The sequence below is a fragment of the Oceanospirillum sp. genome, from assembly GCF_982874595.1.
The window spans coordinates 1-18296 of the sequence record NZ_CEYNZH010000064.1 but is presented as its reverse complement, the minus strand read 5'-3'; the positions used below and the strand labels follow the sequence as shown (position 1 = coordinate 18296).

At 51.2% G+C, this 18296-nt stretch carries 18 protein-coding genes; 9 read left to right on the top strand and 9 right to left on the bottom strand.

Annotated elements, in window-relative coordinates:
* Nucleotides 1–146 precede the first annotated feature (146 nt).
* Nucleotides 147–524 (bottom strand): hypothetical protein, encoded by a 378-nt coding sequence (locus tag AC4GL5_RS16930; protein WP_490383983.1) that lies wholly within the window; start codon nucleotides 522–524, stop codon nucleotides 147–149.
* Between the two features lie 99 nt (nucleotides 525–623).
* Here AC4GL5_RS16930 and AC4GL5_RS16925 point away from each other — a divergent pair, with 99 nt between their 5' ends.
* The gene (locus tag AC4GL5_RS16925) at nucleotides 624–1064 is read left to right on the top strand and encodes a hypothetical protein (protein WP_490383982.1); all 441 of its coding nucleotides are present in this window, start codon (nucleotides 624–626) and stop codon (nucleotides 1062–1064) included.
* Nucleotides 1055–1429 (top strand): hypothetical protein, encoded by a 375-nt coding sequence (locus AC4GL5_RS16920; protein ID WP_490383981.1) that lies wholly within the window; start codon nucleotides 1055–1057, stop codon nucleotides 1427–1429. The genes AC4GL5_RS16925 and AC4GL5_RS16920 overlap by 10 nt, the downstream gene beginning before the upstream one ends.
* Before the next feature lie 58 nt (nucleotides 1430–1487).
* On the opposite strand, the gene serS is transcribed toward AC4GL5_RS16920, so the two are convergent.
* The 6 genes from serS to AC4GL5_RS16890 all read right to left on the bottom strand — a co-directional run bounded on the left by serS (nucleotide 1488) and on the right by AC4GL5_RS16890 (nucleotide 9175).
* Nucleotides 1488–2762, bottom strand: coding sequence for a serine--tRNA ligase (gene serS / locus AC4GL5_RS16915; RefSeq protein WP_490383980.1), 1275 nt, complete (start codon nucleotides 2760–2762; stop codon nucleotides 1488–1490).
* Between the two features lie 34 nt (nucleotides 2763–2796).
* Nucleotides 2797–3174 (bottom strand): fluoride efflux transporter CrcB, encoded by a 378-nt coding sequence (crcB, locus tag AC4GL5_RS16910; protein ID WP_490383979.1) that lies wholly within the window; start codon nucleotides 3172–3174, stop codon nucleotides 2797–2799.
* A 226-nt stretch (nucleotides 3175–3400) separates the two neighbouring features.
* Nucleotides 3401–3955: a hemerythrin domain-containing protein gene (locus AC4GL5_RS16905; RefSeq protein WP_490383978.1), complete on the bottom strand. Its 555-nt coding sequence runs from the start codon at nucleotides 3953–3955 to the stop codon at nucleotides 3401–3403.
* A gap of 264 nt (nucleotides 3956–4219) precedes the next feature.
* Nucleotides 4220–5560: a replication-associated recombination protein A gene (locus AC4GL5_RS16900; RefSeq protein WP_490383977.1), complete on the bottom strand. Its 1341-nt coding sequence runs from the start codon at nucleotides 5558–5560 to the stop codon at nucleotides 4220–4222.
* A gap of 12 nt (nucleotides 5561–5572) precedes the next feature.
* Nucleotides 5573–6208 (bottom strand): outer membrane lipoprotein periplasmic chaperone LolA, encoded by a 636-nt coding sequence (gene lolA / locus AC4GL5_RS16895; protein WP_490383976.1) that lies wholly within the window; start codon nucleotides 6206–6208, stop codon nucleotides 5573–5575.
* A gap of 42 nt (nucleotides 6209–6250) precedes the next feature.
* The gene (locus AC4GL5_RS16890) at nucleotides 6251–9175 is read right to left on the bottom strand and encodes a DNA translocase FtsK (RefSeq protein WP_490383975.1); all 2925 of its coding nucleotides are present in this window, start codon (nucleotides 9173–9175) and stop codon (nucleotides 6251–6253) included.
* A 137-nt stretch (nucleotides 9176–9312) separates the two neighbouring features.
* On the opposite strand from AC4GL5_RS16890, the gene aat reads away from it, so the two are divergent.
* The 3 genes from aat (at nucleotide 9313) to infA (ending at nucleotide 11371) form a co-directional block, all read left to right on the top strand.
* Nucleotides 9313–10032, top strand: coding sequence for a leucyl/phenylalanyl-tRNA--protein transferase (aat, locus tag AC4GL5_RS16885; RefSeq protein ID WP_490383974.1), 720 nt, complete (start codon nucleotides 9313–9315; stop codon nucleotides 10030–10032).
* Nucleotides 10029–10787, top strand: coding sequence for an arginyltransferase (locus AC4GL5_RS16880; protein ID WP_490383973.1), 759 nt, complete (start codon nucleotides 10029–10031; stop codon nucleotides 10785–10787). Before aat ends, AC4GL5_RS16880 begins: the two co-directional genes overlap by 4 nt.
* A 365-nt stretch (nucleotides 10788–11152) precedes the next feature.
* Nucleotides 11153–11371 carry a translation initiation factor IF-1 gene (gene infA / locus AC4GL5_RS16875; RefSeq protein WP_078744381.1) on the top strand — a complete coding sequence of 73 codons (219 nt, stop codon included), beginning with the start codon at nucleotides 11153–11155 and terminating at the stop codon, nucleotides 11369–11371.
* A gap of 221 nt (nucleotides 11372–11592) precedes the next feature.
* Here infA and clpA read toward each other — a convergent pair whose 3' ends face one another.
* Both clpA and clpS read right to left on the bottom strand, forming a co-directional pair.
* Complete coding sequence (gene clpA, locus AC4GL5_RS16870) at nucleotides 11593–13869, bottom strand: ATP-dependent Clp protease ATP-binding subunit ClpA (RefSeq protein ID WP_490383972.1); 2277 nt, start codon at nucleotides 13867–13869, stop codon at nucleotides 11593–11595.
* Nucleotides 13870–13946: 77 nt separating this feature from the next.
* Entirely contained in the window at nucleotides 13947–14309 is a 363-nt protein-coding gene (gene clpS, locus AC4GL5_RS16865) for an ATP-dependent Clp protease adapter ClpS (protein ID WP_086480251.1), read from the bottom strand.
* 564 nt (nucleotides 14310–14873) lie between these two features.
* Here clpS and AC4GL5_RS16860 point away from each other — a divergent pair.
* The 4 genes from AC4GL5_RS16860 (at nucleotide 14874) to hflD (ending at nucleotide 18190) form a co-directional block, all read left to right on the top strand.
* Nucleotides 14874–15575, top strand: a complete 702-nt coding sequence (locus tag AC4GL5_RS16860; RefSeq protein WP_490383971.1) for a pseudouridine synthase — start codon at nucleotides 14874–14876, stop codon at nucleotides 15573–15575.
* A gap of 72 nt (nucleotides 15576–15647) precedes the next feature.
* A complete protein-coding gene (locus tag AC4GL5_RS16855) occupies nucleotides 15648–16136 on the top strand; it encodes an NUDIX hydrolase (protein WP_490383970.1) in 489 nt (162 codons plus the stop codon).
* 202 nt (nucleotides 16137–16338) lie between these two features.
* Entirely contained in the window at nucleotides 16339–17493 is a 1155-nt protein-coding gene (gene mnmA / locus AC4GL5_RS16850) for a tRNA 2-thiouridine(34) synthase MnmA (RefSeq protein ID WP_490383969.1), read from the top strand.
* A gap of 70 nt (nucleotides 17494–17563) precedes the next feature.
* On the top strand, nucleotides 17564–18190 hold the full coding sequence (gene hflD, locus AC4GL5_RS16845; protein WP_490383968.1) for a high frequency lysogenization protein HflD: 627 nt from the start codon (nucleotides 17564–17566) through the stop codon (nucleotides 18188–18190).
* Nucleotides 18191–18296 lie beyond the last annotated feature (106 nt).

The window sequence follows — 18296 nt, the reverse complement described above, 5'->3', positions numbered from 1 at the left end:
TGTAATCAGGTTCGTTAACCGCAGCTTCAAGCAACTGATAGTTAAGATCTGCCCCCTTCAGAGCCGCACCAATAGAAGCCATGCCGAGATTACGCCGGTCCCCCATCCGCTCCCAATCCAGTGAAACCAGCAGCACAGCGGTATTGTTAATACCCATCATAAGCACCCTCCCAGGAATTGGCTTTTGTCAGATGCCAGCCATCCTGATGCGGACAGGGGTAAACTTTCAGATTGATGCCATTTTCCTTATAAAGGCAGTGGGCACGCTGTTCAGCCGCGCTTTTACTGTTATACAACTGCTTGTGGCGGCCATCACCACTGGTACAATAACCACATTCACGGCTCGGGGTATGCCGGTCTGCGGGACAAAGATGCCAGGCTCCGCAATAATGACAAAGGTAAGGCACCATAGAACGCTGATAAGTTGCCAGAACATAATCTGCCGCATCAATCGCCTCGGGCTCAGAGCCGTAACACTTGAGCGGCTCACCTGTTTTCTTACTGATACAATTTGAAAAATTCATCGGTTTATCTCCGGTTGTCGTTTGTAAGTGCCGTATGCACAGCTCCTATGATGCAAACTCGGTCGGGGACAACTGGGGACTCCATTACAAGGAAAAGTGATGTTTAAAAAAACAAAGGATTATTTCAGCCTCGCCTGCCCCTCCTGTGCGAAAGAAACCAAAGTAAGAGCCTCCGGCGATCAGGGGAGTCATTGCGCACACTGCGAAACCAGTTTTCTGGGTTTAACCTTTATCAGGAGAAAAACACTTTCTACCGGGCTATTAGCCTTGAGCTGCCTGCTGGGCGGTGCTGGGGCTCACGAGGTGATGTCTGATACACGGTTACCGGTTATTGCCGAGTACCGTTTTATGGAGATGTGCCTGAATGGAGATGATCGGGTTGTTGATGAACAGCTCTATGCAAATAAAGAGGTGATCTGCAGCTGTATTGTTACCAAGGCTATTGAGGATATTGATCTGACATGGAAAACGGTATCCGGCAAAAAGTTCGACCGCTGGTTTTTTGAATCCATGTTGGAGGCCGGGCCTCAATGCCAGTAACAACAACGTCAACAACAAAAAGTGATGCTCAGCATGAGATCCAGTTGCTTAAAGAAGCACTGGATTCCATCGGGTTAACAATCCGGGCATTTTGTGACTATCTGGCGGAAGAACTTGCTGAACCGGGTCATGAGGATGAATCATCCGCGGAAAAATTTCGTGGCTGGTTCAAAAAAGGGCGCAGCCCCAAACCTGATCAAATTCAGAGCATGTGGAGTGTTCTTCGGGAGCACCCAGACTTTATAAAGTCTAAAATGCTGAAACCTCAATGTCACACCAAGTTAGACAATACCGAGTTCGAAGCCTGTCTAAAACAACTGTCACGGCAAATCACGGATAACCTTCAAAACAAGCATAGAGACTAAAAAAACGGCCCGTGCTTTGCAGCACAGGCCGTTTTCTTTTGCGCGATACTTAAGCGGATTAACCGATAACGGTAATACCACCCATGTACGGCTGCAGCGCTTCCGGCACGTGGATACGGCCTTCTGCATCCTGATAGTTTTCCATAACCGCAACCAGCGTGCGGCCAACCGCCAGACCGGAACCGTTCAGGGTGTGCAGCAGCTCAGGCTTGTTGGTTTCCGGGTTACGGAAACGGGCCTGCAGACGGCGCGCCTGGAAATCTTCAAAGTTAGAGCAGGAAGAGATCTCACGATACTTCTGCTGGCCCGGCAGCCAAACCTCAATGTCGTAGGTTTTTGCTGCAGAGAAACCGATATCGCCACCGCACAGGGTCACAACACGGTAAGGCAGATTCAGCGCCTGCAGGATTTTCTCTGCATGGCCGGTCAGTTCTTCCAGTGCTTCGTAGGACTTGGATGGCTCAACCAGCTGTACCATTTCCACTTTCTCGAACTGGTGCTGACGGATCATGCCACGGGTATCACGACCGTAAGAACCCGCTTCACTACGAAAACAAGGTGTGTGAGCAGTCATTTTCAATGGCAGTTCTTTCGCCGCCAGAATTTCGTCACGTACCATGTTAGTAACCGGTACTTCAGCGGTCGGGATCAGGTAGTACTCGCTTTCTCCCTGCAGTTTGAACAGATCTTCTTCAAACTTAGGCAGCTGACCGGTACCGCGCAGTGAGTCTTTATTAACCATATAAGGCACGTAAACTTCGGTATAACCGTGCTCACCGGTGTGGGTGTCCAGCATAAACTGAGTCAGAGCACGGTGCATACGGGCCAGAGCACCACGCATCGCAGTAAAACGTGAACCGGTGATTTTAACGCCGGTTTCAAAGTCCAGCAGGCCATTCGGTGCGCCCAGATCAACGTGATCTTTAGGTTCAAAGTCCAGCTCTTTCGGCGTGCCCCAACGGCGCACTTCCACGTTGTCATCTTCGCTGCTGCCTGCCGGTACCGACTCATGGGGCAGGTTAGGAATGGTCAGCATCAGGTCGTTCAGTTCTTCCTGCAGCTCAGCCAGTTTCTGCTTGCCCGCATCCAGACGATCACCCAGATCACTGACTTCCGCCAGCAGCGGTGCGATATCTTCGCCAGCAGCTTTTGCCTTACCAATCGCTTTCGATCGGGTATTACGCTCGTTCTGCAGCTGTTCGGTTTCAGTCTGTAGTTCTTTACGCCGGGACTCCAGCTCCTGCAGACGGGCGGTATCCAGTTCAAAACCGCGAATTTTCAGTTTTTCCGCAACAGTTTCCAGATCCGTACGGATCAGCTTTGCATCAAGCATTATGATTACCCATTAGTTTCAGTCATATTCCCGGTCAGGCAAGCTGCCTGCCCAACCACATGCCAACGGCTACCGCAGCCAAACAGCAAACGACACTCAAAATAATGTACAGAATTGCTGCGGATGCCCGTCCGCTTTGAAAAAGATTCAGTGATTCCAGTGCAAAGGTCGAGAAGGTTGTAAATGCGCCGGTAAAGCCTGCCATCAGAATTGCTTGCCCATGAGGCTCAAGCTTTAGCTGCTGTACCAGAAGGGTGTACAGAAAACCGATCAGCACAGACCCGATAACATTGACCGCCAGCGTTCCGTATGGAAACCCTCTGCCAAACCATTGAGTGACCTGACCAACAACCCAGTAGCGCCCCATTGCTCCGAAAGCCCCGCCGATTGCAACGGCTAACATCTGATTCATGGGCACTCCCTCAACGGCTCTGTAGTTCTGGGTTTAAAGACTGAGCTTTAGCAGTCACATCACTGAAATCCAAGGGGCAACATTGTAGAGAAAAGCGCGACGTTTCCAAAGCCCTAGCCGATGAATATTATCGGATAAATTGACGGTATCTGTTTTACAGATAAAAAAAGCCCGCCAAAAGGCGGGCGACTCAACAACTCACAGGTTCGAGCAAGCAAGAAACGGGTTAAGCTACAGCTTCCTGCTGAATCAACGACTTGTAGAGTCGCTTATATTCTTCCGCCACGGTGTCACCAAAGAGCGGATCTTCCCGGGTTTGCAGCTTCACCTGCAGGTTAAGCCAGTCTTTATCCTGCATCAGTTTTTCCAACAGGGGAAAAACCGTGCCCTCTTCCTGATTCAGGTGGTTATATTGTTGACGGATAAAGCCTTCCAGACGTTGATTAAAAGTCTCCATAGGGACAATAGAATCCATCAGGATATTTTCGATAAGTTGCTGAAACTCACGGGTATCATCCCGGATCAACCGGTGTTCCGCTTCAACTTCGGAAAGCGCTTGTTTACTGGAAGGGTACTGCTGAATCGCGTAATCGTAGATCTGATCTTCTAAGGGATGGTGATGGGTATCAGCGTAATCAACAATATAAGTGACAACGTCCAGTATCAGTTGGTAATCGGGCCGCTCCCCAGCTTTCAGTCTTACCAGTTTATCTTTAAGGACTTCCAGCAATCTGCTGAGGTTCATGTGGTCCAGATGCAGTTGTGACATGATCGTGCTCATCTCACACCTCCTCTATTTTCGGTAGGGAAATAAACCGCACAAGCGGCTTATGCTAGCTTGTCGTTATCACCGCCTTATTAATTATCTCTGGGAATTGGCAGCAACACTTTTCCAAAACGCTCTATCGAATATAGTCAGCCCCGGAGAAACTGCGCATGACCTGTATCAAAAACACCGGATAAAAACAGGGCTATTTGTCGTAGTGCGAAAAATAGCCCATGGATAAACGGAAACAGAGAGACCACGGTTATACCTGGAAAGGGTTCAGGAAGGATCGGAATAACGCTTTAACGCACTGGCCTGATCTTTTTCAGCCAGCCATTGCAGCTTTTGCGCGATTTTCTGCTCAAGCCCGCGGTTCTCGGGGAAGTAATAACGGGTATCCGCCAGCTCTTCCGGGAAGTAGTTTTCACCCGCGGCATAAGCATCCGGCTCATCGTGGGCGTAACGATACTCCTGACCAAAGCCCATCTCTTTCATCAGCTTAGTCGGAGCATTTCTCAGATGCACCGGCACATCATAATTACCGGATTCCGCTACATGGGCACGGGCCTGATTGTAGGCTTTATAAGCGGCATTACTTTTCGGTGCGGATGCCAGATAGAGAATCGCCTGCGCGACCGCAAGCTCTCCTTCCGGACTGCCCAGACGCTCCTGCACATCCCAGGCATTGAGGCACAGCTGCAAAGCGCGGGGATCGGCATTACCGATCTCTTCACTGGCCATACGCACCACACGCCGGGCGATATAGAGGGGATCACAGCCGCCATCCAGCATACGGCAGAACCAGTAGAGCGCCGCATCCGGTGCGGAACCCCGAACCGATTTGTGCAGAGCGGAGATCTGCTCGTAAAACAGATCCCCACCTTTATCCATGCGGCGGGTGCTTTCTGCCAGAACTTCAGACATCACCTGACTATTAATCCGGCGACCGTCCGGTGTATCTTCCGCCAGATCAGAGGCAACTTCCAGCAGGTTCAGGGCGCGGCGGGCATCACCGTCAGCTGCTTTGGCTAACAGCTCCAGATGCTCATCATCGACCTGAAGATTCTGCTCGCCCAGTCCCCGTTCCGTATCGGTCACCGCATGACGTAACACTCCCACCAGGTCATCAGGCTCAAGGCTGCGCAAGACATAAACACGGGCACGGGACAGCAGTGCGTTGTTCAGTTCAAAGGAGGGATTTTCTGTGGTCGCCCCCACAAAAATAAAGGTGCCATCTTCCACAAAGGGCAGAAAAGCATCCTGCTGGGATTTATTAAAACGGTGGACTTCGTCCACAAAGAGCAGCGTCTTTCCGCCATGGGCGCGGGTTTGCTGAGCGCGCTCAACGGCGGCCCGAATCTCTTTCACACCGGATAATACCGCGGAAATACTTTCAAAACGGGCCTTGGTCAGCTCCGCGATCAGACGCGCCAGCGTAGTTTTACCCACCCCCGGTGGCCCCCAGAAAATCATGGAGTGCAGCTGATCACGCTCTATCGCCTGACGCAACGGCTTATCCGTGGCCAGCAAATGCTGCTGACCGGAATATTCATCCAGCGTGGTAGGGCGCATACGCGCTGCTAAGGGCTGCCACTTGGGCTCTTCAGCAAAAAGATCCATTTCAGAACGCGCCTACTGCATAATCACATCAATATCGCCAGGGACTGTGAAAGTAAAACGATCATCCGGAAGTTCAGGGTTCAGCAGGGTAGAGAACAACTCAATAGACGTTCGCTGACCAAGACTGTCAGATAGCAGCAGAGAAGCCAGTTCACCAGCCACAAAACTCAGGCGTAACTCTTCGAAGAGAGACTCCTGACCCGTTGGAATAAGAAGAAACTCTTTCAATTGAGTCCCTTCGCGGGTCAGCTTGATCGTAAAACGTTCTTCAATCGACGCAATATCCCCACTCAGTAGCATGGCAGGCGTTCGGCTCTGCGACGGGTCAACCTGCTGCACAGTCACCTGCTCCAGGTCCGGATCGTAAAGCCAAAGGGTTTCACCATCGGATACCACAGTTTGCGGGAAGGGATTTTCTGTTTCCCAGTAAAACTTACCGGGACGCGCCAGACTCAGATGGCCGGACACCTCCTGCAGGCGGCTGCCTTTGGCATCAAGAATGCGCTGCTGAAAATCCGCATCAAGACTCTTCATATTGGTCAGCAACTTGCCCAGCTGGGCTGCTGCAGAAGTTGGCTCAGCCTGAGCGGTCATCGAAAAAACAAACACGCTGGCCAACGCCAGAAAAAAACCGATAAAACGTTGCATAGTTTTCCTTAAAATAAGATCCACGTTCCCTTATATACAGGGTTATTCCTGAGGATGGCTCGGTGGAGCCAGCACTTCCCGCTGACCATTGGTGCCCATACCGGATACCACGCCCGCTGCTTCCAATGACTCCACCAGACGTGCCGCACGGTTGTAACCAATCTTAAAGCGGCGCTGTATGCCTGAGGCGGAAACCCGTCGGGTTTCGGTAATAAACTCAACCACTTCATCGTAGAGAGCATCCCGGTCTTCATCACCGGAGTCTGCGCCGCCACCTTCAGATGGGACACCGTTTTCTTCCCATCCGTTCAAAATACTGTCGACATAGTCCGGGGCTCCGCGGCGTTTCCAGTTTTCCACCACCCGATGCACTTCGTCATCATCAACAAAAGCACCGTGCACACGAATCGGCATAGCGGTTCCCGGCGGCAGATAGAGCATATCACCGTGCCCCAGCAGCTGCTCCGCGCCCCCCTGATCGAGAATAGTGCGGGAGTCGATCTTGGAGGATACCTGAAACGCGATACGGGTCGGGATATTGGCCTTGATCAGACCGGTAATCACATCCACGGAAGGACGCTGGGTCGCCAGAATCAGGTGAATACCCGCCGCACGGGCTTTCTGCGCTAGGCGGGCGATCAGTTCTTCCACCTTTTTGCCGACGATCATCATCATGTCCGCAAACTCATCGATTACCACCACAATGAACGGCAGCTTTTCCAATGTCGGCGGTGCTTCACCCTGCTCAGGCTTAGCGGTCGGATCGGCAACCCGGGCACCCTGGGCAGCGGCTTCATCCAGCTTACTGTTAAAGCCTGCGATATTACGCACGCCCATAGCCGCCATCAGCTTGTAGCGACGCTCCATCTCGGCCACACACCAACGCAGGGCATTGGCCGCGTCTTTCATATCGGTAACAACCGGTGTCAGCAGATGCGGAATACCGTCGTACACCGACAGTTCCAGCATCTTAGGATCTACCATGATCAGGCGCAGCTCTTCCGGCGTGCCCTTAAAGAGCATGCTGAGCAACATGGCGTTCACACCCACGGATTTACCGGAACCGGTTGTACCTGCCACCAGCAGGTGGGGCATCTTAGCCAGATTCGCCACCACCGGCTGACCGGCAATATCATCACCCAAAGCCAGCGTTAACGGTGAGTCCGATTTGGTGTAGGAGGGATGATTCAGCACTTTATGCAGACGAATCATCGCCCGGTTCTGGTTAGGAATCTCAATACCGACGGAGGACTTACCGGCGATCACTTCCACGACACGCACACTGGTCACCGCCAGCGCACGGGCCAGATCCGTCGCCAGATTGGTAATTTTGCTGGCCTTAACCCCTGCTGCGGGCTGAATCTCGAAACGGGTGATCACAGGACCCGGATGCACATCCACCACCTGAGCCACCACGTTAAACTCTTTAAGGCGGACCTCAAGCAGTTCCGACATAGTCTGCAGCTGCTCCGGCGTATAACTCGGCTTGCTGATACTATCCCCTTGAGTCAGAAGCTCAATAGAGGGTTTGTCACCGGTAATTTCACCAACGGGCGTGGTATCCGGTTTCTGGAAACGTGCCACACTCCAGATCTCACCATCTTCTGTCGTCTGGGTAACAGCAGCCAGACGCTCTTCCAGTGTCGGTTCATTATCGGAATCGAACTGCCCTGACGGGGCTGTAGCATCTACTTCCCAGGGAGGCGCCTCCGCCCCATGATGCGAGCTCACCTCCATCGGCGATTGAGCAGGTGCCGATCCCTCCTGCTGAACCTGCGTCACAGAAGCAGGCTGCGGAAAATCAGAATCAGTTGCCAAGGGTTGTTGCGGTGATTGCTGAGCAACCGTTTGCGGTTGATTGCCACCGAATGCTTGCTGCAAAGAAGGTGAGATATTCAGCGTCGGTTCCACTCCGCTCAGACGATCATCATCAGTTGCAACAAGAGCCCCACTCAGAGACAAAGCCGGCTCAACTCTTTCCTGTGTCGGAGCACGACGATCAGCATTCGACTCTTTGCTGTTAAACAGCGGAGGCAACATCGGCAGATTCTGCAGCAATCGCTTATGCCATGGCAGAGATGGGGCAGGCGATCTGAACGACTCATCAGCGCCATGGGATGCCGTTCCATCAGAATAATCGGTCTGCGACGCATTATCTGGATAGGCCTCACGCACAGGCGCAAAGAACGCATCATTTTCTGAATGGCCAGAGAGCGGCCCGGCTGCTTGTATTGGCGGTTCAGACTGTCCCTGATAGCGATCAGAATAAAGATCACCGGAAGGGGCAGAATACTGCGCCGGTAATCCGGCACTGGTGTCTGTGGCTTCTTTTTTCAGCCATTGGTATAGCCGATTCGCCCCGACTTCGGCATAAAATCCCACGGTATCGATAATCAGCAGCCAAGACCATCCTGTCAGCAACGAGAAGCCGATCATCCAAAGGGCCAGCATCAGTAAGGTTGACCCCATCAGACCAAGACTGGTCAACAACAGATGGGTGATAGACTCGCCAATGATGCCTCCCGGACCACTGGGTAGGGCGCTCTCGGGATGATAAAAATGAAGGCTGGCCAGCGTTGCATTGGCACAGATCCAAACCACAAACCCAAGAAAGCGCAATCCAAGCGCTGCACCATCCAACTGCTGACGACCAATATAGATACGATGGGCAGAGTAATAGAGCATCACCAAAGGAAACAGATAGGCAGAATAACCGGTAAGGCTAAACAGAAAATCAGAAGTGAATGAGCCAAAACGTCCCATTAAATTTTCCGGGATACCTGAGTTCTGGCTGCTGGACCAGCCGCCATCAGCGGCATCGAAACTGATTAGCGCAAGTACCAGAAAACTGCAAAGCGCCAGAATCAGGATCACAACGCCTTCCCGTGCGCCTTTGCGAATTCGATCTGCCAGCTCCTGACCCGTTTGTGTCGAACTGGTCGGCTCAGGTTGATGGTCTGTTGTCATGAAACTTCTACCCTAATGAATTGTAGCCTTATAATACCTGAGCAAAGAGATAAGCAAAACGAAGGCAATCAAATAGTTGGCATCCATCTTAGCCCCTTCTCACTTATCGCCCTGAACACCGTCAATGAGCCGTTTTTATGATAGAGCTACCCTGGCTGGACCCTCAGCTTCCACCTGCATTCCCATCGGTAACCCAAGCCCTTGATGATCCCCCGGGCATTCTCGCGTTTGGCGGTCAGCTCAACGATCAGTGGCTGCTGACCGCCTACCGGCAAGGCATATTCCCTTGGTTCAACCCCGGCGAGCCCATTCTCTGGTGGTCACCCGATCCGCGAATGGTGATTCTGCCGGAGAATTTTAAAGTTCGGCGCAGCCTTAAGAAAACACTTCGCAAGCAACTGTACGAGATTACTTTTGATCAGGCCTTCGCGCAGGTCCTGGATGGCTGCGCTGCCGCCCGTAACTATACCGATGAAACCTGGATCACCCCAGAGATGCGCAAAGCTTATCTGGCACTTCATCACGAAGGTTACGCCCACTCCGTTGAAGCCTGGCAGAATGGTGAGCTGGTTGGCGGGCTTTATGGTGTCGCCATCGGCAAAGTTTTTTGCGGTGAGTCGATGTTTACCAGAGCAACCGATGCGTCCAAAGTCGCCTTTGTCCATCTGGTCGAACAGCTCAGGGCATGGCAGTTTGAGCTGATCGATTGTCAGGTTTACACTGATCATCTGGCAAGTTTTGGTGCTGAAGAGATCGAAAGAACCCGTTTTCTTGACTACCTTAAACTATATGCTTCAGCTCCCATGCCAGTTGGCCCCTGGTCACTGGAACAACGCATTAAGGAATCTGTGCTTTGAGTAGTGACGCCCCCTTTATAGAACCGCAGCTGCGTTTTTATATGACCGTTCCCCATGACTGCAGCTATCTGGCAGACCATACGGCCACCACACTCTTCCTTGATCCTGAGCAGGAGGTCACTCAACAAGTTTACGACCTGCTGACACTGGTGGGCTTCCGTCGTAGCGGAAAACACCTCTACCGTCCAAACTGCAAAGGTTGTAATGCCTGCATTTCGGTCCGGGTGCCAACTGAAGACTTTCAGCTGAAACGCAAGCATCGCAAAACCCTGAACCGCAACAAAGATCTGAGCGCGACTATCGTGCCGGCCAAGTATGTGCAGGAGCACTATGATCTGTATGAGCGCTACATTAATGAGCGACACGCTGACGGCGATATGTTTCCGCCTTCAGAAGACCAATACAAATCTTTCCTGACGATGGATAAACATTTCTCTCATCTCGTTGAGTTTCGTGACCCGGAGGGCAAACTTTTTGCTGTCTCCGCCATGGACACACTCAGTCACGGCATTTCAGCCATCTATACCTTCTATGAGCCAGATCAGCCCAAACGCTCACTGGGGGTTTACGTTGTACTCTGGCTGATACTCCATGCCCGCTACCACCATCTTCCCTACGTTTATCTGGGTTACTGGATAGAAAGCTGTCAGAAAATGAGCTACAAAACCGAATATCAGCCACTGGAACAACTCAGAGATAATCACTGGTATCCCGTTGATCTACAGGATTTACACAGTGAAAGCTCAAATAGATAACCCTGTCCATAACAGACCAAACCTTTTGTCAGAAAAATGTCACCTTGTGATGGCATGTTAGCGAATCGGCAGCCATTTTTAAGGCTGCCGAAAACCTGATCCCTGAACATTTTTTGGCTTTTTTCAGGGAAATTTTGATTAGCCCGAGAAAATAAGGCAAAATACGCGCGCTTATTTTGTGTGTGGCGTTATCTGATTTACACCAAGCCCAAAGACACTGAACCCGGCCCTGCTGAGCGAAGCTCTGCCCCGTCTGGTTGTGTAGCACCAAATTATTCGAACCCGTCGTTCCGACTCAAAGGACATGCCCGTCTCAAACGGAATGCGGTTTATAGACAGCAGAAAGAACCCGAGGTATTTCCTGCATGGCAAAAGAAGATTCTATTGAAATGGAAGGCACCGTGGTCGACACGCTGCCCAACACTATGTTCCGCGTTGAGCTGGAAAACGGTCATATCGTAACCGCTCACATCTCAGGCAAAATGCGCAAAAACTACATCCGCATTCTGACTGGTGACAAAGTAAAAGTGGAACTGACTCCCTACGACCTGACTAAAGGCCGTATTGTATACCGCGCCCGTTGATACTACGGAGCCTCCCGCCAAGGAGGTAGCGATATAGTTTCTGAAAAAGCCCAACTTATTCTGATCAAATCAGAATAAGTTGGGCTTTTTTGCTTATAGATAAATAACCCATGAGCCAACCGATCCGCTTTAAAATATCGCAAGACCACGCATCCAGAGCTATAAAAAAACCCCGCTGATGCGGGGTTTTCGGTTACAGATAAAAAGCTGTCACTCAAAAATCAGGCAGCCTCACCAGCTTTTTCAGCTTCCAGTACAATCTCACCGTTTTCATCCAGCGAAACATGTACTTCTCCACCGGATTCAGCCAGATCACCAAACAGGATAATCTCGGCCAGCGGTTTCTTGATCTTCTCCTGAATCAGGCGCGCCATTGGACGAGCACCCATTTCAGGGTCATAACCGTTCTCCGCCAGCCAGTTTTTAGCATCGTCTTCCAGTACCAGCTGTACCTTCTTCTCATCCAGCTGCGCCTGCAGTTCCACCAGGAACTTATCAACCACATTGCGGATCATCTCGAAGTTCAGTGCCGAGAACTGAATAATGCCATCCAGACGGTTACGGAATTCCGGAGTGAAGGTCTTACGAATCACCTCCATACCGTCCGTGCTGTGATCCTGATTAGCAAAACCAATAGAGCGGCGGCTAATCGCCTCAGCACCGGCATTGGTGGTCATAATCAGGATAACGTTACGGAAGTCCGCTTTACGACCGTTGTTATCGGTCAGCGTACCGTGATCCATCACCTGCAGCAGCAGGTTAAAGACTTCCGGATGCGCTTTCTCGATCTCATCCAGCAGCAGAACACAGTGCGGATTCTTGGTGATCGCTTCCGTCAGCAGACCGCCCTGGTCATAACCGACATAACCCGGAGGTGCACCGATCAGACGGGATACCGTGTGACGCTCCATGTACTCAGACATATCAAAGCGAACCAGCTCGATACCCATAATGTGCGCCAGCTGCTTACTCACCTCAGTCTTACCCACACCGGTCGGACCTGCAAACAGGAAGGAACCGATCGGTTTCTCCGGTGCTTTAAGACCGGCACGGGACAACTTGATCGCATTAGACATAGAGGTGATCGCATCGTCCTGACCGAAGACCAGCATCTGCAGGTTTTTCTCCAGATCCTTAAGCACTTTTTTGTCAGAAGTCGTAACACTCTTCGGCGGAATACGGGCGATCTTAGCGACAACCGCTTCAACCTGTTCCACATCGATGGTATCAACACGATCTTCTTCCGCCAGCAGACGCTGATAAGCACCGGCTTCATCAATCACATCAATCGCTTTATCCGGCATGTGACGGTCATTGATATAACGCTCAGCCAGTGTTGCCGCCGCCTCCAGAGCCTCATTGGTGTACTTGAGATCGTGATGCTTCTCGAAGCGGCTGCGCAGCCCCTTCAGAATCTCAATGGTGTCATCCACATTCGGCTCCATCACATCCACTTTCTGGAAACGACGGGCCAGAGCACGATCTTTCTCGAAGATGCCACGGAACTCCTGGAACGTGGTAGAACCGATACAACGGATCTCACCGGAACTCAGTAGCGGCTTCAGCAGATTAGAAGCATCCATCACACCACCAGACGCTGCACCGGCACCGATAATGGTATGAATCTCATCGATAAACAGAATCGCATGGGGCTGCTTCTTCAGCTCGCCAAGTAAAGCCTTAAGGCGCTTCTCAAAGTCGCCGCGGTATTTGGTTCCGGCCAACAGCGCACCCATATCCAGGGAATAAACCACACTCTCCTGAATCACATCCGGCACTTCGCCATCAATAATGCGCTTGGCCAGACCTTCAGCAATAGCGGTTTTACCGACACCGGCTTCACCCACCAGCAGCGGGTTGTTTTTACGGCGACGGGCCAGAATCTGAATCACGCGCTCAACTTCGTGCTCACGCCCCACCAGCGGATCGATACGGCCAAGACGAGCCTGTTCATTCAGGTTGGTGGAATATCCGGTCAGAGGATTATTCGCACTACCTTCCTGTGCGCCATCTTCAGACTCTTCATGATGCTGATCCTGCTCCATCGGCGCCTCGTGACCGGCGACCTTGGAAATACCGTGGGAGATATAATTGACCGCATCAACGCGGGCAACATTCTGCTGACGCAGGAAGTAAACCGCCTGACTTTCCTGTTCGCTGAAAATAGCGACCAGTACGTTAGCACCGGTGACTTCGCTTTTACCGGAAGACTGAACGTGGAAAACCGCACGCTGAAGCACACGCTGAAAACCCAGGGTTGGTTGGGTTTCACGCTCCAGCTGATCATCGGGGATAAGCGGCGTGGTCGAGTTGATAAAATCCTGTAACTCGATACGCAGTTTGTTCAAATTAGCACCGCAAGCCTGTAGCACACGTGCGGCAGAGTCATTATCCAGCAGCGCCAGCAACAGATGTTCGACTGTCATAAACTCATGGCGTTTGCTGCGAGCTACGGTGAAAGCACCGTTTAGCGTTGATTCGAGGTCTTTGCTTAACATGGGACTACCCTCTCTTGCCGCTTTTTTATATCGGCCTTTTTGTTCCGGGTTTGATTCCGGTATCAGCCCTTAAGGCTTCAATCAGCCTGCTCAATATCACACATTAACGGGTGTTCATGTTCTCTTGAGCACTGATTTACCTGAGCACATTTGGTTTCAGCAATATCCCTGGTAAATATTCCGCACACACCCTTGCCTTGGGTATGTACTGCCAGCATGACTTGCGTAGCCTTCTCCTCATCCATATTGAAAAACACAGTGAGCACTTCAACAACAAACTCCATCGGTGTGTAGTCATCATTCAGCATCACTACTTTGTACATTGGCGGACGCTGAAGTTCAGGTTTTGACGGAGCGACTGCCACTCCGCTGTCACCGTCGTGCTGATAAGGATCTGAATGGTCATCCTGATTAACGATGGTGAAATAAGGGTTTGCCATGGCGGTACCGCTAATCCTCTATTTTTAAGTTTAGTTTAAAGCGCGCTTTAGCTAAAAAATAAGCACAGATTAGTTCAAACTCAAGTTTATAAATCGGTCAGGAGACAAAACAGGAAGCTTCTACTGCCTATCGCGCCTTATCCCTGAAACTAGTGAGCCCCAAGCGTTCCAGCTGCCAAAAACACCATTAGAGCGCAGACTAAATACACTTAAACGACTTCTCAGGTATAGATATGGGGTTAATAACCTACTTATAAACTAAGAATAATTAAAAATTTCGGAAAAACAATGAACATAAGACAGTTAACATCTTATTTTTTCAGGGCTTTACCAAGGTATCTAACGATTTAACAAATCCAACACAAAGTAGCAGGCGACATCTCAACAAAACTAACCTTATGACTCAGGAAGCCCGGCGGCAAACCTGAAAGCGTCACCAAGCCAATCTGTTATCAAGCCGCAACTCTGTATATCATGCTGAACCTCATTTTGAGGCGTATACAATCAAACGTATCGCCAGCTCCTTGTTTTACTCTGCCAAACGCCAAAAGGATCATCTTTGCTATGAGCCGACTGATTTTGTTCAATAAACCCTTTCAGGTACTGTCACAATTTACCGACACTGAAGGACGCACCACACTGGCAGATTTTGTGACTGAGCCGGGCATCTATCCTGCTGGCAGACTGGACTACGACTCTGAGGGCCTGCTCCTGCTGACAGATGATGGGCAGCTGCAACACCGAATTGCATCACCGGATATGAAGCTGCCCAAAACCTATGTTATTCAGGTTGAGGGCGACATTACCGAACAAGCCCTCCAGCAGTTACGTAAAGGCGTTGAACTGAAAGACGGCATGACCCGGCCAGCGAAGGCACGAAAAATCAGCGACCCCGGTTTTCCGGAACGAAACCCACCCGTTCGCAAACGCCAGAATATTCCGACATCCTGGGTTGAGCTGGTGATCAGCGAGGGCCGCAACCGCCAGGTTCGCCGCATGAGTGCCGCCGTGGGCTTCCCGACCCTGCGACTGGTGCGCACCCGAATCGGCAGCTGGACACTGGATGGCCTGAACAGTGGTGAGAACAGGGAACTGGAGGTCAACCTTCCCGTCGCCCCCAAAGCTGCAGTAAAGCGTAAACCCAAGGCGGCACCACGAAAAAACAACGCAAAAGGCAGCCAGACTGGAAAAAGCGATAACCGCCCCAACCTTTCAGCTAAAGAGCGTCCCGGGCAAAACAAACGATCACGCAAACCCCGCCGCTAAATCCGTTCGGAATTCTTACAGCCGATAAGAACCCGCTGGCAAGAACTCAAGAGAAACCGTTTAAGGATCACCATGCTGTCACGTGATGATGTCTGGAAACCCAACTGTACCGTTGCCACCGTTGTTGTAAAACAAGAGGCTGAAACCGGAGAAGAGCGCTTCCTTCTGGTAGAAGAATGGAGTCAGGGCCGAAAAGTCCTCAATCAACCGGCAGGCCACATAGAAAAAGATGAGAGCCTGATCGATGCCGCCATCCGGGAAACTCTGGAAGAAACCCGCTGGGATGTGCGCATCACCGCCTACATGGGGCTCTACATCAACAAAGCCTCTGAGCGACTCACTTATCACCGACACTGCTTTATTGCCGAGCCGCTGAACCATAACCCGGAGGCAGAACTGGATGATGGCATTGAGGATGCCCGCTGGATGAGCTGGGATGAGTTACAACAGCAGCAGGATAAAATGCGCAGCGAAGCCGTACTGAAGTGCTTTGAGGATTATCGTCGTGGCAAACAATTCCCACTGGAACTGATCACCGATTTTAATCATCCGATCTCTTAAATAACGAGCTATCAGCCAACGCACTTTAACTGCGTCTGCTGATAACATCCGTTATAATCAGTGAGCTTGCATTAAGATAACGCCAGCCTATTTAGTTTGAGCGCTTATAAAAGGCGCAAATGCGGTCGGCACCATAACACGATCAAACGGCTTGCCTCAGACACCGCCAGCCAAAACACCGAATACTCGATAGCGATAAATCATGCCAAACAGTCAAAACAGCCCGGAAAACCAAACAACCACTAACACCAAAGACAACAGCCAGATCAAGGTGATCGTCGGTATGTCCGGTGGTGTCGATTCTTCCGTATCTGCGGTTCTGCTGATGCAACAGGGCTATCAGGTTGAAGGCCTGTTTATGAAAAACTGGGACGAAGACGACGGCACCGAATACTGCACCGCCAAGGAAGATCTGGCTGATGCTCAGGCGGTTTGCGACCGCATCGGCATCAAGCTGCACAAAGCCAATTTTGCCGCAGAATACTGGGACAACGTCTTTGAGCACTTCCTTGAAGAATACAAAGCCGGCCGCACCCCAAACCCGGATATTCTATGTAATAAAGAGATCAAGTTTAAAGCTTTTCTGGAATACGCAGAGGCACTGGGTGCTGATCTGATCGCTACCGGCCACTATGTCCGTCGCGGCGAGCAGGATGGCAAAGCCACCTTGCTGAAAGGTCTGGATAATAACAAAGACCAGAGCTACTTCCTGCATGCGGTTGGTCATAACGAGATCGGTAAAACTCTGTTCCCGGTGGGCGAAATTGAAAAACCGGAAGTACGCCGTATCGCTGAAGAGAACGACCTGATTACCGCCCGCAAAAAAGACAGCACCGGTATCTGTTTTATCGGTGAACGCCGCTTTAAGGATTTTCTGCAGCAATACCTGCCCGCTCAACCTGGCACCATTACCACACCGGATGGTGATGTGATCGGCAAACACAGCGGCCTGATGTACTACACCATCGGACAGCGTCAGGGGCTGGGGATTGGCGGCCTGAAAGATTACTCTGAAGATCCGTGGTTTGTGGCCGAGAAAGATCTGGATAACAATATTCTGATCGCCGTGCAGGGCACCGACCACCCTTTGCTGTTCAGCCGTGGTCTTAAAACAGAAAGCGTTGACTGGGTTGCACACCAGCCACCGGTTGATGGCGAATTTAAATGCCGGGCCAAAACCCGATACCGCCAGGATGACCAACCCTGCACGGTGAAACCATTAGGCAATAACGAGTTCGAAGTAATCTTCGATCAACCTCAGCGTGCGGTAACGCCGGGGCAATCCGTTGTGTTCTACCTGGATGATAACTGCCTGGGTGGGGCGGTTATTGAGAAAACCTGGCGAGACGACTCCTGATATTTACAGGCGATTCTCAGCACAGAACTCAGCAAACGGACTATCTGACAACAGGAAAACAGAGACGACTATGAGCTCAACCCGACAGGATCAGGAACAGGCTTTAGCACTGGCAGGCGTATTTCAGGCGGCCGCACTGGTTCACCAACTGGCCAACAAAGGCATGGTGGGTCAGGACAGCTTTGAAACCAGCATCAACAGCATTCTGGAAACCGATCCGGAAAACACTCTGGAAGTTTACGGAGGCTCAGCTCAAGGCTTAAACCTAGGGATTCGCACACTGAGAGGCTTCGTCAATAAAGATGCTGAGACCTCCACCCATGTACTGCGCTATGCGATGTCGATTCTGTACCTGGAAAAGCGCCTGCGAAAAGACAATCAAATGCTCAATGCCATTGGTCAGCGCCTGGAACAGGTCAAAATGCAGAGCCATCACTTCTCTCCAACGCATGAGAATGTGATTGCCAGTATCGCCAGCCTTTATCAGGACACCATCAGCACTTTCTCGTTCCGCATTCAGGTGCAGGGTGAGCCAAATATTTTGCGTCAAAACACGAATGCCGAGAAAGTCCGAGCGCTGCTGTTCACAGGGATTCGCTCCGCCATTCTCTGGCACCAGCTGGGTGGTCGTCGCTGGAAACTGCTTCTTGGCCGAAAGAAAATCCTGCGAGCACTGGATGATGCTGCACGACTCTGAGACGGTTTAAAACAGGTATAAAAGGCTGCTTTCATGCGGCCTTTTTTATTTTTATGTCCCGTCCTGAATAAGGTTGACACATTTTCTATCCTAAACTGGAGAAATG